Here is a 14,126-nt window from a genome sequence, read left to right on the forward strand (position 1 = left end):
AGCGACCACCCCGGCAGCGAAGGGCGGGCCACCCCGGCGATGGCCACCCGCGCGATCGGTCGCGCCGTCGGTCGGGGACGCGGCACCGCCGCCCCCAACCTGCCGCGGCCGCGCCGTACTCCCGTCCCGCGGCGTGGGGACGCGCTGCACGCCGGGGCGTGGTGGCTGTGGGCGCTGGGGCTGGGCACGGCCGCGTCGCGCACCACCAATCCGCTCCTGCTCGGGCTGATCGTCGCGGTCGCGGGCTATGTCGTGGCCGTGCGCCGCACGGACGCGCCGTGGGCGCGTTCGTACGCCGTGTTCCTGAAGCTCGGGCTGGTCGTGCTGGCGATCCGGCTGCTCTTCGCACTGTTCTTCGGCTCGCCTATCCCCAGCACCCGGGTGCTGTTCACGCTGCCCGAAGTGCCGCTGCCCGACTGGGCGCAGGGGGTGCGGATCGGGGGGCGGGTCACGGCCGAGGGGCTGGTGTTCGCGCTGTACGAGGGGCTGAAGCTGGCCACGCTTCTGGTCTGCGTCGGCGCGGCGAACGCGCTGGCGAGCCCGGCGCGGCTGCTCAAGTCGCTGCCGGGCGCGCTGTACGAGGCGGGCGTGGCGGTGGTCGTGGCGATGACCTTCGCGCCGCATCTGGTGGCGGACGTCCAGCGGCTGCGCGCGGCGCGCAGGCTCCGCGGCCGCCCCGACCGCGGGGTGAAGGCGCTGCTCCAGGTGGGGCTTCCGGTGCTGGAGGGCGCGTTGGAACGGTCGGTGGCGCTGGCGGCGGCGATGGACGCGCGCGGTTACGGCCGTACCGCGCGGGTCCCACCCGCGGTGCGCCGTACGACGGCCGCGCTGACGCTGGGCGGGCTGCTCGGCGTCGCTTGCGGTACGTACGGGCTATTGGCGGCGCAGGGCGCGGCGTACGGGCTGCCGCTCCTGCTGGCCGGGCTCGCCGCCGCGCTGGGCGGGCTGTGGCTGGGCGGGCGCCGGTCGGTCCGCAGCCGCTACCGGCCGGACCGCTGGGGCGTGCGGGCCTGGCTGGTGTCGGGGTCGGGGGTGGCGGTCGCGGCGCTGATGATCTGGGCCGCCTCGTACGCACCGGAGTCCCTGAACCCGCCCGCCGTACCGCTCACCGCACCGGACTTGCCGCTGTGGCCGGCGGCGGGCGTCCTGCTGGGCCTGCTCCCGGCGTTCGTCGCCCCGGCCCCGGCACGAGACCGACGAGACCGCAACCCCGAGGAGGTCACGCAGTGATCCGCTTCGAGCAGGTGTCCGTCACCTACGACGGCGCCGCCCGGCCCGCCCTCCACGGGGTGGAACTCACCGTTCCGGAGGGCGAGCTGGCCCTGCTCGTCGGCTCCTCCGGAGTCGGCAAGTCGACACTGCTGGGCGCCGTCTCCGGGCTGGTGCCGCACTTCAGCGGGGGCACCCTGCGCGGCAGGGTCACGGTCGCGGGGCGGGACACCCGTACCCACAAGCCCCGCGAACTGGCCGATGTCGTCGGCACCGTGGGCCAGGACCCCCTCGCCCACTTCGTCACCGACACCGTCGAGGACGAACTCGCCTACGGAATGGAGTCGCTGGGCCTGCCGCCCGACACGATGCGCCGCCGCGTCGAGGAGACCCTCGACCTCCTCGGCCTCGCCGAGCTGCGCGACCGGCCCATCGCGACCCTCTCCGGCGGGCAGCGGCAGCGGGTCGCGATCGGGTCGGTGCTCACCACCCACCCCCGGGTGCTGGTCCTGGACGAGCCCACCTCGGCGCTCGACCCGGCCGCCGCGGAAGAGGTGCTGGCCGTGTTGCAGCGGCTGGTGCACGACCTGGGCACGACCGTGCTGATGGCCGAACACCGGCTGGAGCGGGTGGTGCAGTACGCGGACCAGGTGATCCTGCTGCCCGCCCCGGGCGCACCGCCCGTCGTCGGCGAACCGGCCGAGATCATGCCGGTCTCGCCCGTGCAGCCGCCGGTCGTGGCGCTGGGCGGCCTCGCGGGGTGGACGGCCCCCGTCCCCCTGTCCGTACGGGACGCGCGCCGCAAGGCGGGTTCGCTGCGGGAGCGGCTGTCTCCGCTCGCACCACCCGCACCGCGCGAAGCGCCCGACGGGCCACCCGCCGGGCAGGTCGAGCGGCTGTCCGTACGGCACGGGCGCGTCGAGGCGCTGCGCGGCGTCAGCCTGTCGGTGCGGCCCGGGGAGACGGTGGCGCTGATGGGCCGCAACGGGGCCGGGAAGTCGACCCTCCTCGCCGCCCTGGTCGGGATGCACGAACCGGCCGCCGGGACGGTCGGCATCGGCCCGGACGGGAGCGCGCCGCACCGCACCCGCCCCGCCGAACTCCTGCGCCACGTGGGCCTCGTACCGCAGGAGCCGCGCGATCTGCTGTACGCGGACACGGTCGCGGCCGAGTGCGCGGCCGCCGACGAGGACGCGGGGGCGGCGCCCGGCACCTGCCGGGAGCTGGTCACGGACCTGCTGCCCGAGGTGGCGGACGACACCCATCCGCGCGATCTGTCCGAGGGGCAGCGGCTCGCCCTCGCGCTGTCCGTCATCCTCACCGCCCGCCCGCCGCTCCTGCTGCTGGACGAGCCGACGCGCGGGCTGGACTACGCGGCGAAGGCACGGCTGACGCGGGTGCTGCGCGGGCTGGCGGCGGACGGCCACGGCATCGTGCTGGCCACGCATGACGTGGAGCTGGCGGCCGAACTCGCCCACCGGGTCGTCATCCTGGCCGACGGCGAGGTGGTCGCGGACGGGCCGACGGCGGAGGTCGTGATGTCCTCCCCGGCGTTCGCCCCGCAGGTCGCGAAGATCCTCGCGCCGCTGCCGTGGCTGACCGTGCCGCAGGTGCGCGAGGCGCTGGAGCGGGCGCGATGACCGGGAACCGCGGGCCCTCGTCCCGGATACGGGCCGTCCGGCTCGGGCCGCGCTCGGTCGTCGCGCTCGCCCTCGTCTCCGCGATCGGCGTCGCCGCGTTCACCTGGCCGCTCCTCGCGCCCGCCCACTCCGGTGTCGCCGCCCACGCCGCCGACGCGCCCTGGCTGTTCGCCGCGCTGCTGCCCCTGCTGCTGGCGGTGGTCGTGGCGACGATCGCCGACACCGGTCTGGACGCGAAGGCCATCGCGATGATCGGGGTGCTGGCGGCGGCGGGCGCGGCACTGCGGCCGCTGGGTGCGGGCACGGCGGGCATCGAGCCGATGTTCTTCCTGATGGTGCTCTCGGGGCGAGTGCTCGGCCCCGGTTTCGGGTTCGTTCTGGGCGCGGTGACGATGTTCGCCTCCGCGCTGCTCACGGGCGGCGTCGGGCCGTGGATGCCGTACCAGATGCTGGCGATGGGGTGGGTCGCGCTGGGCGCGGGGCTGCTGCCCGGCGCCGGGCGGCTGCGCGGCCGCCGCGAGGTGGCGCTGCTCGCGGGGTACGGGGCGGTCGCGTCCGTGGCGTACGGGACGGCGATGAACCTCCAGGGCTGGACGCTGATGCAGGGGATGTCCTCGGGGATCAGCTATGTGCCGGGCGATCCGGTCGGCGCCAACCTGGCCCGCTTCGTGGCGTACTGCCTGGCGACGTCGCTCGGCTGGGACCTGCCGCGCGCGGTGGTGACGGTGGTGCTGACCCTCACCCTCGGCGGGCCGATCCTGAGGGCGCTGCGGCGTGCCACGCGCCGGGCGGCGTTCGAGGCGCCGGTGGCGTTCGAGCGCACGTGACCGCAAACGACGAAGCGGGCCCGGTGCGCGGTACGCACCGGGCCCGCTCGTCACCACCCGCTTACTGGTGGAAGATCCTGGCCCCCCACTGGGCGGCCCACCTGCCGTCGCCGAACTGGAGGTTGGCGGNTTACTGGTGGAAGATCCTGGCCCCCCACTGGGCGGCCCACCTGCCGTCGCCGAACTGGAGGTTGGCGGTGCACAGGCCGGTGTCGCCGTCACAGTTCAGGGCCGTCACCGGTACGGGCGCGGCCTCGCCCCGTGGCGCCTTGACCGCCTTGGCCGCAGTGGCCCCGGTGGCCGAGGTCGCCGCCTGGTGGAAGATCCTCGCGTCCCACTGCGCGACCCACCTGCCGTCGCCGAACCGCAGCCCGGCGGTGCACTTGTAGGTGTCACCGTCACAGTTGAGGGTCGTCACCGGGACCGGCGCCTTCACCGACGGGGCGGACGCCGTGCGGACCGCGCTCTGGTGGAACACGTTCACACCCCAGTCCGCGTACCACCTGCCGTCCCCGAACCGCAGCCCGGCCGTGCACTTGTAGGTGTCACCATCGCAGTTGAGGGTGGTCACGGGGACGGGCGCCGCACCGGCCGCCGGGGCGACCGCGGTCGAGACCATGAGCAGGGCCCCAAGCCCCAGGAACGTACCGGTGAGCATTCGGCGAGCTGACATGTCGTCGCTTCCCTTCGACTCCAGCCGCAACACGGGTGATTATGCATAAATCACCTCAAGCGGCCAATCCGATGACATCCCAGAGGTTAGCTTTTCTTAACGGCTTTTCATGTGCCAGACCCTCGCATACCAGTTGAGCTTCACTTGAAGTGTGGCCGATCGGTCGTTTCGGCTTCCGCGTAGAGCACCTCGCGGGCCTGCTGCGCGGCGCGGGTGATGCTCTCGCCGATGTAGTCGAGGAAGCGGGCGACGTTCTCCAGGCGGGCGGCGGCCGGGCTGTCGCGGCCGAGCACACCGATGCCCTGCCGTGCGGTCTCGGCGAGCTCGGCGTTGGCCCGGGCGCTGGACAGCATCGACTGGTACCAGAGGTCGTCGTCGACGAAGTAGCGCTCGCGGCGGCGTTCGTCGCGCTCCCGGCGGACGAGCGTCTGGCCCTCCAGGAACGCGATCGTTTTGGAGATGGTCGCCGGGCTGACCTGGAGGCGCTGGACGAGTTCGGCCGCGGTGAGGCTGCCCGTGTCGGCGGTGTAGAGGCAGACCAGCACCCGGGCCATCATCTTGGGCAGGCCCGAGCGCATGAGGGCGGTGGTGAACACCTCCTCGTACTCGCGCACGGCCTCGGCGTCGCGCCCGTCGGCCTGCGGGGGCGCCTGCTGCCCCCGGGGCGCGGCCTGCCTGCGTCGCTGGGCGCGGCGTTCGGTGGCACGGTGGGCCAGGTCGGCGCGGTAGGCGGTGGGGCCCCCGTTCCGCATCACCTCACGCGTGACCGTCGAGGTGGGGCGGTCGAGACGTCTGGCGATCTCCGCGTAGGCGAGGCCGTCGGCCAGCCCCAGCGTGATCTGCTGACGTTCCTGCTGAGTGAGCCTGCCTCCCGGCATCGCGATCCCCTCTCGTGCTCCCCGATGCCGCCAGCATAGCGTCCACCCTCAAGACATTGCAACGAAAAGATGATCGTTGTTGCATTAGCCTGCATCGTCATTGCACCGATTCTTTAGCTCTCACCTGCATAGATGCTACTTCTACGCAACAAGAGTGTTGATGTATTCATAAACGCAACGTAGCGTTTCGCCCATCAGAAACAACGACCAGAGGAGCGCACGATGCAGACCTTCGACACCCCCACCCCCATCTCGGCCGTCCTCGACATCCCCGCGGGACACGTCCGGTTCATCGCCGCCGACCGGACCGACACCACGGTCGAGGTCCTGCCCACGGACCGCTCGAAGGGCCGCGACGTGAAGGTGGCGGAGCAGACCACCGTCGAATACGGCGACGGCGTCCTGCGGATCGAGTCCTCGGCGAAGAACCAGTACTTCGGCCCCTCCGGGTCCATCGAGGTGACCGTCCAGCTGCCCGCCGGTTCCCGGGTCGACGGGAAGGCGGCCAGCGCCGAACTCCGGGGCGTCGGACGCCTCGGCGACGTCGCCTTCGAGGGCGCGCACGGCTCGGTCAAGCTCGACGAGGCCGCGAGCGTCCGCCTCACCACCTCCGCCGGTGACGTCACCATCGGCCGCCTCACCGGCCCCGCGGAGATCAGCACCGCCAAGGGCGACATCCAGATCACCGAGGCCGTGCACGGCACCGTCGTGCTGCGCACCCAGTCCGGCGACGTGTCGGTCGGCGCCGCCCCCGGAGTGTCCGCCTCCCTGGACGCCGGCACCACCTACGGCCGGATTCGCAACGCGCTCAAGAACACCGAAGGCGCCGACGCCGGACTGAACATCCACGCGAGTACCTCCTACGGCGACATCGTCGCCCGCAGCCTCTGAGGAGCACCGGACATGACCCACCTGGCCATCGCGGCGAACGCGCTGCGCAAGTCCTACGGCGACAAGGTCGTCCTCGACGGCATCGACCTGGCCGTCCCCGGGGGAACGGTCTTCTCCCTGCTCGGCCCGAACGGCGCGGGCAAGACCACGGCCGTGAAGATCCTCTCCACCCTCATCACCGCCGACGCCGGCGACCTGCGGGTCGGTGGCCACGACCTGGCCGCCGACCCGCAGGCGGTCCGTGCCGCGATCGGCGTCACCGGGCAGTTCTCCGCCGTCGACGGCCTGATCACCGGCGAGGAGAACATGCTCCTCATGGCCGACCTGCACCACCTCTCCAAGCGCGAGGGGCGGCGGGTCGCCGCCGAGCTACTGGAGCGCTTCGACCTGGTGGAGGCCGCGAAGAAGCCCGCCTCCACCTACTCCGGCGGCATGAAGCGCCGCCTCGACATCGCCATGACCCTGGTCGGCAACCCGCGGATCATCTTCCTCGACGAACCCACCACCGGCCTCGACCCGCGCAGCCGCCACACCATGTGGGGCATCATCCGCGAGCTGGTCTCCGACGGGGTGACCGTCTTCCTCACCACGCAGTACCTGGAGGAGGCCGACGAGTTGGCCGACCGCATCGCCGTACTCAACGACGGGAAGATCGCCGCCGAGGGCACCGCGGCGGAGCTGAAGCGGCTCATCCCCGGCGGACACGTCCAGCTGCGCTTCGAGGACCCCGCGGCGTACGAGCGGGCCGCGGGCGCGCTGCGCGAGAGCGTGCGCGACGACCAGGCGCTCACCCTCCAGATCCCCAGCGACGGCACCCAGCGCGAACTGCGCTCCCTCCTCGACTGGCTGGACGCCGCCGACGTGCACGCCGACGCCCTCACCGTGCACACCCCCGACCTCGACGACGTGTTCTTCGCCCTCACCGGCCCGGCCAAAGTCCCCCACCAGACCAAGGAGAACGTCAGATGAGCACCGCTGTGGCTCCCACCCGCCCGACCCGGATCTCCCTCGCCCTCCGCGACTCGTCCACCATGCTGCGCCGCAACCTCCTGCACGCCCGGCGCTATCCGTCCCTCACCCTGAACCTGCTGCTCACCCCGATCATGATGCTGCTGCTCTTCGTCTACGTCTTCGGCGACACGATGAGCGCGGGCATCGGCGGCGGCGGGCCGGACCGCGCCGAGTACATCGCGTACATCGTCCCGGGCCTGCTGCTGATGACCATCGGCAGCACCGTGATCGGGACCGCGGTCTCCGTCTCGACCGACATGACCGAGGGCATCATCGCCCGCTTCCGCACGATGGCGATCCACCGCGGTTCGGTGCTCGTCGGGCACGTCGTCGGCAGCGTGTTGCAGTCGGTCATGAGCGTGGTCCTCGTGGGCGCCGTCGCCGTGGCCATCGGCTTCCGGTCCACGGACGCTTCGGCCCTGGAGTGGTGCGCGGCGTTCGGGCTGCTCGTGCTCTTCGCCCTGGCGCTCACCTGGATCGCGGTCGGCATGGGCCTGGTCAGCCCGAACGCCGAGGCCGCCAGCAACAACGCGATGCCGCTGATCCTGCTGCCGCTGATCTCCAGCGCCTTCGTCCCGGTCGACGCCCTGCCCGGCTGGCTGCGGCCGGTCGCCGAGTACCAGCCGTTCACGCCCGCCATCGAGACCCTGCGCGGTCTGCTGCTCGGCAGCGAGATCGGCCACAACGGGTGGCTCGCGGTCGCCTGGTGCCTGGGACTCGCGGTGCTCGGCTACTTCTGGTCGACCTCGACGTTCAACCGCGAACCGAAGTGACCGGGTCACCCGCCCGGTCGCCATACCGCGGGAGGACCCCCGGCCCTCGGGCCGGGGGCTCGTCACAGCCGCTGGATGATGGTCCCCGTCGCCAGCGCCCCGCCCGCGCACATCGTGATCAGGGCGAACTCCTTGTCCGCCCGCTCCAGTTCATGCAGCGCCGTGGTGATCAGCCGCGCTCCGGTCGCCCCCACGGGGTGGCCGAGCGCGATGGCGCCGCCGTTGACGTTCACCTTGTCCAGGTCCTGTTCGAAGACCTGGGCCCAGGACAGGACGACCGACGCGAACGCCTCGTTGATCTCGATCACGTCGATGTCCTTGAGCGTCATCCCGGCCTTGCCCAGCACCGCCCGGGTGGCGTCGATCGGGCCGTCCAGGTGGTAATGCGGATCGGTGCCGACCAGGGCCTGGGCCACGATCCGGGCGCGGGGCCGCAGCTTCAGCGCGCGGGCCATCCGCTTGGACGCCCACAGCACCGCGCAGGCACCGTCCGAGATCTGGGAGGAGTTGCCCGCCGTGTGCACGGCGGTCGGCATGATGGGCTTGAGCCCGCCGAGCGCCTCCATGCTGGTGTCGCGCAGCCCCTCGTCCCGGTCGACGGCCCGCCACATCCCCTCCCCGGCCGCCTGTTCGTCCTCGGTGGTGGGCACCTGCACCGCGAACGTCTCGCGCTTGAAGCGCTCCTCGGCCCAGGCCCGGGCGGCGCGCTCCTGGGAGAGGAGACCCAGGGAGTCGACGTTCCCGCGGGTGAGCCCGCGCCGCCGGGCGATCCGCTCGGCGGCCTCGAACTGGTTGGGGAGGTCGACGTTCCACTCGTCGGGGAACGGCTTGCCCGGCCCGTGCTTGGAGCCGCTGCCGAGCGGCACCCGCGACATGGCCTCGACGCCGCAGCCGATGCCGACATCGATGACGCCGGTGGCGACCATGGTGGCCACCATGTGGTTGGCCTGCTGGGAGGATCCGCACTGGCAGTCCACGGTCGTCGCGGCCGTCTCGTACGGAAGGCCCATGGCCAGCCAGGCGGTGCGCGCGGGGTTCATGGACTGCTCTCCCGCGTGGGTGACGGTGCCGCCGACGATCTGCTCGACACAGTCGGGCTGGATGCCGGTGCGGGCGAGGAGTTCGCGGTAGGTTTCCCCCAGGAGATAGGCGGGGTGGAGATTGGCCAGCGCGCCTCCACGCTTTCCGATGGGGGTGCGTACGGCTTCGACGATGACGGGTTCCGCGGCCATGACTCGTCCTCTTCTCCATCGCGTCCGCGGGGGCTCCCGGCAGCGCCCGCGCCAGAACTAGTACGCGTTCTAGTTCCTCGCTCAGTCTGCTGAGGCCCGACCTGACGGCGCAAGGGTTGTGCACAGGGCGACTTGGAGCGTTCACCCCAAGAAGGCCCGCCATGGCCCTTGCTAGTTATAGAACCCGTTACTACCTTCTGGACACTTTCTGATAGGCCGTCAGATATGGAGGGCCGATGTCCTGCCCAGCGCTCCCCGAAGGCTTTGACTTCACCGACCCCGACCTCCATCAGCACCGGGTGCCACTCCCCGAGTTCGCCCAGCTGCGACAGACGGCCCCCGTGTCATGGATCCCCCAGCGGCACGGCATCGCCGGGTTCGAGGACGACGGCTACTGGGCCGTCACCCGGCACGCCGACGTCAAGGAGGTCTCGACCCGGCCCGAGATCTTCTCCTCGCACCGCAACACCGCGATCATCCGCTTCAACGAGCACATCCAGCGCGACCAGATCGAGGTCCAGAAGCTGATCATGCTCAACATGGACCCGCCCGAACACACCCGGGTCCGCCAGATCGTCCAGCGCGGCTTCACCCCGCGCGCGATCCGCTCCCTGGAGGACGCCCTCCACGACCGCGCGACCCGCATCGTGGCCGGCGCCAAGGAGAACGGCACCGGTGACTTCGTCACCGACATCGCCTGCGAACTCCCCCTCCAGGCCATCGCCGAACTGATCGGCATCCCCCAGCAGGACCGGTCCAAGATCTTCGACTGGTCCAACAAGATGGTCGCGTACGACGACCCGGAGCTGGCCATCACCGAGGAGATCGGCGCCGAGTCGGCCATGGAGCTGATCTCGTACGCCATGAACCTGGCCTCGGACCGCAAACAGTGCCCCGCCAAGGACATCGTCAGCGCCCTGGTCGCCGCCGAGGACCAGGGCAACCTGGGCTCCGACGAGTTCGGCTTCTTCGTCCTGCTGCTGGCCGTCGCGGGCAACGAGACCACCCGCAACGCCATCAGCCACGGCATGCACGCCTTCCTCACCCACCCCGAGCAGTGGGAGCTGTTCAAGCGCGAACGCCCCACCACCGCCGCCGACGAGATCGTCCGGTGGGCCACCCCCGTGATGTCCTTCCAGCGCACCGCCACCCAGGACACCACGCTCGGCGGCCAAGCCATCGAGGCGGGTCAACGCGTCGGCGTGTTCTACTCCTCCGCCAACAACGACCCCGAGGTCTTCGACCGCCCCGAGGTCTTCGACATCGCCCGCGACCCCAACCCCCACCTCGGCTTCGGCGGCGGCGGACCGCACTTCTGCCTCGGCAAGAGCCTCGCCGAACTGGAGATCCGGCTGATCTTCAACGCGATCGCGGACACCCTCCCCGGCATCCGCCTCACCGGCGCCCCGCGGCGGCTGCGGTCGGCCTGGCTGAACGGCATCAAGGAGCTGCGGGTGAGTTACGCGTAGCCACCGTCGCTACCTGAACGGCACGTTGATGCAGGCCACCCGGTCCCCGGCCGTGCCCGCCCGCCCCATGTGGGTGGCGGTGCCGTGCTCGTGGATCACCACCGAGCGCGCCTCACCGGCTCTGAAGTGCCACTTCACCAGGGACTTGGCGCGGCCGTCGCCACGGCTGTCGGTGGTGAGGTCGAGCCACATCTCATTACGCGCGTTGGCGTACTTGGGGTTGGTGGACGGCTGCTTCGGGTCCTTCACGTTCTGGTAGTGCGGGCCGGACGAGTCGGGCTGGGCGCCGCACGGCCTGGTGTGCACGTGTATCCCGAAGTGGTGGTCCGGTTCGACCCCGCGCAGGGCCAGGAAGACGAACGTGCCGCGCGGCGGCATCCCCTTCTTCCCGTATTCACCGTGCTCCCGCATCTCCTGGTCGCGCCTGTCGTGGTCGCGCATCTGGTCGTGCCACTTCCCGTGCGGGATCCGCAGCTCCGCCACGAGCGCCACGGCGGTCGTGGGCACGAGCGCACTGTCGTACGTCACCGCACCACGGTCGCCCTGGGCCGCCGAGGCGGGCCGGAACCGCTCCAGGACGAACGCCGTGGGATTCGGCGAAGGGTCGGCCGTGGCGCTCGGCGCGGCGGCCGCGGGTGAGATGACGGTCATCGATGCGGCCAGCGCCGCGGCGGCCGCCGTTACCAGGGACATCCTCAGATCCCTCCTTGGTCGGGACCCCCGAGACTTCCTGGCGTTTATACCGCTTTTCCCCACGCTAGACCGGTGCACCGGACCCTTCAACGCGAGGCATCGGCCGGTTCCGCGGCCTCCTTCTGATGGGGGACCTCCGCCACCTGGGACGTCTCCCCCGGCTCACCGGCGCGCGGCCCCCGCACCAGCGCCCGGGCGCGCTCCCGTACGCCCCGGGCGCCCGCCGACAGCATCGCGGCGACCGAGCCGTTCGCCTCCTCGGCGGGCTTCCTGCCGACCCCGAGCAGCACGTACTGGAGGCCGAATCCGGCCGCGACGACGGCCGCGCCGCCGACCGCGTCCAGCACGTAGTGGTTCGCCGTGCCGACGATCACCGCGACCGTGAGGAGCGGGTACAGCATGCCGAGGATCTTCATCCAGAGGTACGGCGCCACCAGCGCGATGACCACCCCGCACCACAGCGACCAGCCCACGTGCAGCGACGGCATGGCCGCGTACTGGTTGGACAGCTTGGTGAGCGCGCCGAAGTCCGGGTTGTCCAGGTCCTGCGGGCCGTGCGCCGTGTCGACGTACCCGAGGCCCATCAGCCGCGGCGGGGCCAGCGGGTAGAGCCAGAAGCCGACCAGCGCGAGCAGCGTCGCGAACGCGAGCGGGGTGCGGGCCCAGCGGTACGTCGCGGGGCGGCGGAGATAGAGCCAGCCCAGCAGGGACAGCGGGATCAGGAAGTGGAAGGTGCTGTAGTACCAGTTCATGCCGTCCCTCAGCCACGGGGTGTCCGCGACCAGCAGGTTGAACCAGTGCTCGATGTCGATGTGCAGGAAGCTCTCGATGGACAGCACCTGGTGGCCGTGGCCCTCCGCGACGCCGCGCTCGTCGGGCGCGTGCGCGCGGATCCACGAGTACGCGAAGTAGCCGACGCGGATGAACATCAGCTCCAGCAGCAGGTTCGGGCGCGACAGCGGCCGCCGTACGAAGCGCAGCAGCGGCACCCAGGCGAACCGGCCGCGGTGCGGCTCCTGGACCGGCGTCGGCTCCGGGCTGTCCCACTGCGGGGAGGTCCGGGAGACGAACGGCACCAGGCAGGCGGCGGCGAGCGCGGCCAGCAGCGGCGCGTTGTAGCCGATGTGCCCGGCGATCTTGAGGTCGGGCAGCAGCGCCGTACGGCTCAGCGTCATCACCAGCACCACCAGCACCGGCCACACCAGCCGGTCCGCGGCCCGGCGGCCGACCCGGCCGACGACCGCGAGCAGGATCCACAGCTGCTGGTACTGCCAGGAGGTGGGCGAGACCGCCAGCGCCACACAGCCGGTGATCGCCGCGGCCAGCAGCAGCTGCCCGTCCCGCGCGTACCGCACCGCGCGCCGCAGACCCACGACCGCGACCGCCACCGCCAGGACCGCGAGCAGCGCCAGCTCGACCGGTCCCTCGAGACCGATGCGCAGCAGCAGCCCGTGCAGCGACTGGTTGGCCAGGCTGTCGGCGGGCTCGCCGAGCCCGGCGCCGCCGAGGTGGTGGACCCAGTACGAGGCGGAGTCGTGCGGCATGGCGACCCAGGCCAGCGCGGTGCACGCGGCGAACGTCGCGCCCGCCAGCGCGGCCGAACGCCGCCGCCCCAGGAGCCACAGGACGACGCCGAACAGCAGCAGCGCCGGCTGGAGGGCGGCGGCCACGCCGATGAGGACGCCCGCCTGCCGCCCGGAGGTGCGCGGCAGCACGGTGAGCACGACCAACAGCACCGGGATGATGCTGGTCTGACCGAGCGTGAAGGTGTTGCGGACCGGAAGGGACAGCGTCAGCAGGCAGATCGCCAACGGCGCGGCCACCAGCGCGGTGCGGCGGGAGACGGGGCCGGGCAGGGCGCGCGCGGCGACCAGCCCGAGGACGACGACGAGCAGCAGGGTGCCGAACGTCCAGGCGACGCCCAGGCTCTGTTCGGCGGCCCGGGTCAGCGGCTTGAGCACCAGCCCGGAGAACGGGGTGCCGGTGAACGCGTCCCCGTCGTACAGCGAACCGCCCACATGGAGGACGCCCTGCTCGCCGATCCAGGTCTCCAGGTCGGTCAGCCGCTCGTCCGGGGGCAGCCGCAGCACCGCCGCCGCCTGCCGGGCCGCGAGCAGACCGGCCAGCAGCCAGAGGGCGCCGAGCACCATCATCGTCCGCGACGTCCGTGCCCCGACGGCGCCGGAGCCCGGCCCCGCCCCCGGCCCCGGGGTACTCCGCAGTCCGCTTCGATCCACGTTCGCCACGCCCTGCCGCTCCCCCACTCGCCCTCTTCACCTGTTCGGAACGTTTGAGACCCTACTGAGCCCCACTACTCAGACGCGCAACACGTCCTCTTCACCTGACAGTCGCCCGCGGTTGGCCGAAACCTGTCAGGCTTTGGCGGAAGTGCGGCTGTACGCCCTGAGACAGACGGAGTCCGTACGGTTCGCGGCCAATTTCATCAGGGCCGCGGGGTAGGGAGCGAATCGGGACCCGCCGCGTGCTGGAACGCTCCCGGGGTGATCCCGAAGCACCGCACGAACCAGCGGTGGAAGTGACTTTGGTCGGCGAACCCCGCCGCGGCCGCCGCCTCCGCCGCCGTACTACCCGCCACCAGCAGCCCGCGCGCCTGACGCAGCCGCAGCTGCCGCTGGAAGTCGCTCGGCGCCATCCCGTACTCCGCCCGGAACGCCCGGTACAGGGCGAACCGGCTGCACCCCGCCGCCTCCGCCAACCGCTCCGCCGAGATCTCCGTCGCGTACTCCTCCTCCAGCAGCGCCCGCGCCCGCCGAGCCGCCCACGCCTGCCCGCCGCCCCCGGGCGGCAGCGCCCTGGCCCGCACCGGGCG

13 protein-coding genes are annotated in these 14,126 nt (G+C 72.0%); 7 read left to right on the forward strand and 6 right to left on the reverse strand.

Features of this window, described 5'->3' with window-relative positions; all coding sequences use genetic code 11:
* The first annotated feature begins 39 nt into the window (after positions 1–39).
* The 3 genes from EEJ42_RS01850 to EEJ42_RS01860 are packed head-to-tail and all read left to right on the forward strand — an operon-like array spanning position 40 to position 3,676.
* Complete coding sequence (locus EEJ42_RS01850) at positions 40–1,230, forward strand: energy-coupling factor transporter transmembrane component T (protein WP_246095959.1); 1,191 nt, start codon at positions 40–42, stop codon at positions 1,228–1,230.
* Positions 1,227–2,849 (forward strand): ABC transporter ATP-binding protein, encoded by a 1,623-nt coding sequence (locus tag EEJ42_RS01855; protein WP_123098284.1) that lies wholly within the window; start codon positions 1,227–1,229, stop codon positions 2,847–2,849. The genes EEJ42_RS01850 and EEJ42_RS01855 overlap by 4 nt, the downstream gene beginning before the upstream one ends.
* The gene (locus EEJ42_RS01860) at positions 2,846–3,676 is read left to right on the forward strand and encodes an ECF transporter S component (protein ID WP_184502886.1); all 831 of its coding nucleotides are present in this window, start codon (positions 2,846–2,848) and stop codon (positions 3,674–3,676) included. Before EEJ42_RS01855 ends, EEJ42_RS01860 begins: the two co-directional genes overlap by 4 nt.
* Positions 3,677–3,806: 130 nt before the next feature.
* Here EEJ42_RS01860 and EEJ42_RS01865 read toward each other — a convergent pair whose 3' ends face one another.
* Together EEJ42_RS01865 and EEJ42_RS01870 are read right to left on the reverse strand one after the other, a co-directional pair.
* Positions 3,807–4,349: a hypothetical protein gene (locus EEJ42_RS01865; RefSeq protein ID WP_123098293.1), complete on the reverse strand. Its 543-nt coding sequence runs from the start codon at positions 4,347–4,349 to the stop codon at positions 3,807–3,809.
* 140 nt (positions 4,350–4,489) lie between these two features.
* Positions 4,490–5,227 carry a helix-turn-helix domain-containing protein gene (locus tag EEJ42_RS01870; RefSeq protein ID WP_123098286.1) on the reverse strand — a complete coding sequence of 246 codons (738 nt, stop codon included), beginning with the start codon at positions 5,225–5,227 and terminating at the stop codon, positions 4,490–4,492.
* Between the two features lie 222 nt (positions 5,228–5,449).
* On the opposite strand from EEJ42_RS01870, the gene EEJ42_RS01875 reads away from it, so the two are divergent.
* The 3 genes from EEJ42_RS01875 to EEJ42_RS01885 are packed head-to-tail and all read left to right on the forward strand — an operon-like array spanning position 5,450 to position 7,902.
* The gene (locus EEJ42_RS01875; RefSeq protein ID WP_123098287.1) at positions 5,450–6,118 is read left to right on the forward strand and encodes a DUF4097 family beta strand repeat-containing protein; all 669 of its coding nucleotides are present in this window, start codon (positions 5,450–5,452) and stop codon (positions 6,116–6,118) included.
* A gap of 12 nt (positions 6,119–6,130) precedes the next feature.
* Complete coding sequence (locus tag EEJ42_RS01880) at positions 6,131–7,087, forward strand: ATP-binding cassette domain-containing protein (protein ID WP_123098288.1); 957 nt, start codon at positions 6,131–6,133, stop codon at positions 7,085–7,087.
* Positions 7,084–7,902, forward strand: a complete 819-nt coding sequence (locus EEJ42_RS01885; RefSeq protein ID WP_123098289.1) for an ABC transporter permease — start codon at positions 7,084–7,086, stop codon at positions 7,900–7,902. Before EEJ42_RS01880 ends, EEJ42_RS01885 begins: the two co-directional genes overlap by 4 nt.
* A gap of 62 nt (positions 7,903–7,964) precedes the next feature.
* Here EEJ42_RS01885 and EEJ42_RS01890 read toward each other — a convergent pair whose 3' ends face one another.
* The gene (locus tag EEJ42_RS01890; RefSeq protein WP_123098290.1) at positions 7,965–9,134 is read right to left on the reverse strand and encodes a steroid 3-ketoacyl-CoA thiolase; all 1,170 of its coding nucleotides are present in this window, start codon (positions 9,132–9,134) and stop codon (positions 7,965–7,967) included.
* Positions 9,135–9,370: 236 nt separating this feature from the next.
* On the opposite strand from EEJ42_RS01890, the gene EEJ42_RS01895 reads away from it, so the two are divergent.
* Complete coding sequence (locus tag EEJ42_RS01895; protein WP_123098291.1) at positions 9,371–10,603, forward strand: cytochrome P450; 1,233 nt, start codon at positions 9,371–9,373, stop codon at positions 10,601–10,603.
* A 9-nt stretch (positions 10,604–10,612) separates the two neighbouring features.
* Here the strand turns inward: EEJ42_RS01895 and EEJ42_RS01900 are convergent, their stop codons facing one another.
* From EEJ42_RS01900 to EEJ42_RS01910, 3 genes are all read right to left on the reverse strand, one after another.
* Positions 10,613–11,296 carry a superoxide dismutase family protein gene (locus EEJ42_RS01900; protein ID WP_246095958.1) on the reverse strand — a complete coding sequence of 228 codons (684 nt, stop codon included), beginning with the start codon at positions 11,294–11,296 and terminating at the stop codon, positions 10,613–10,615.
* Between the two features lie 86 nt (positions 11,297–11,382).
* Positions 11,383–13,446, reverse strand: a complete 2,064-nt coding sequence (locus EEJ42_RS01905; protein ID WP_123098295.1) for a bifunctional glycosyltransferase 87/phosphatase PAP2 family protein — start codon at positions 13,444–13,446, stop codon at positions 11,383–11,385.
* A gap of 293 nt (positions 13,447–13,739) precedes the next feature.
* Positions 13,740–14,126, reverse strand: a 387-nt coding sequence (locus EEJ42_RS01910) for a helix-turn-helix transcriptional regulator (protein ID WP_148081809.1), incomplete at its 5' end; no start/stop codon positions are given.

The sequence above is a fragment of the Streptomyces botrytidirepellens genome (assembly GCF_003721215.1).
GTDB lineage: Bacteria > Actinomycetota > Actinomycetes > Streptomycetales > Streptomycetaceae > Streptomyces > Streptomyces himastatinicus.

Excerpts from the sequence above, each read along its gene's own strand:
- EEJ42_RS01905 (WP_123098295.1), bottom strand. The coding sequence starts at position 13,446 with ATGGTGCTCGGCGCCCTCTGGCTGCTGGCCGGTCTGCTCGCGGCCCGG.
- EEJ42_RS01860 (WP_184502886.1), top strand. The coding sequence starts at position 2,846 with ATGACCGGGAACCGCGGGCCCTCGTCCCGGATACGGGCCGTCCGGCTC.
- EEJ42_RS01885 (WP_123098289.1), top strand. The coding sequence starts at position 7,084 with ATGAGCACCGCTGTGGCTCCCACCCGCCCGACCCGGATCTCCCTCGCC.
- EEJ42_RS01890 (WP_123098290.1), bottom strand. The coding sequence starts at position 9,134 with ATGGCCGCGGAACCCGTCATCGTCGAAGCCGTACGCACCCCCATCGGA.
- EEJ42_RS01870 (WP_123098286.1), bottom strand. The coding sequence starts at position 5,227 with ATGCCGGGAGGCAGGCTCACTCAGCAGGAACGTCAGCAGATCACGCTG.
- EEJ42_RS01895 (WP_123098291.1), top strand. The coding sequence starts at position 9,371 with ATGTCCTGCCCAGCGCTCCCCGAAGGCTTTGACTTCACCGACCCCGAC.
- EEJ42_RS01865 (WP_123098293.1), bottom strand. The coding sequence starts at position 4,349 with ATGTCAGCTCGCCGAATGCTCACCGGTACGTTCCTGGGGCTTGGGGCC.
- EEJ42_RS01900 (WP_246095958.1), bottom strand. The coding sequence starts at position 11,296 with ATGTCCCTGGTAACGGCGGCCGCCGCGGCGCTGGCCGCATCGATGACC.
- EEJ42_RS01850 (WP_246095959.1), top strand. The coding sequence starts at position 40 with ATGGCCACCCGCGCGATCGGTCGCGCCGTCGGTCGGGGACGCGGCACC.
- EEJ42_RS01880 (WP_123098288.1), top strand. The coding sequence starts at position 6,131 with ATGACCCACCTGGCCATCGCGGCGAACGCGCTGCGCAAGTCCTACGGC.
- EEJ42_RS01875 (WP_123098287.1), top strand. The coding sequence starts at position 5,450 with ATGCAGACCTTCGACACCCCCACCCCCATCTCGGCCGTCCTCGACATC.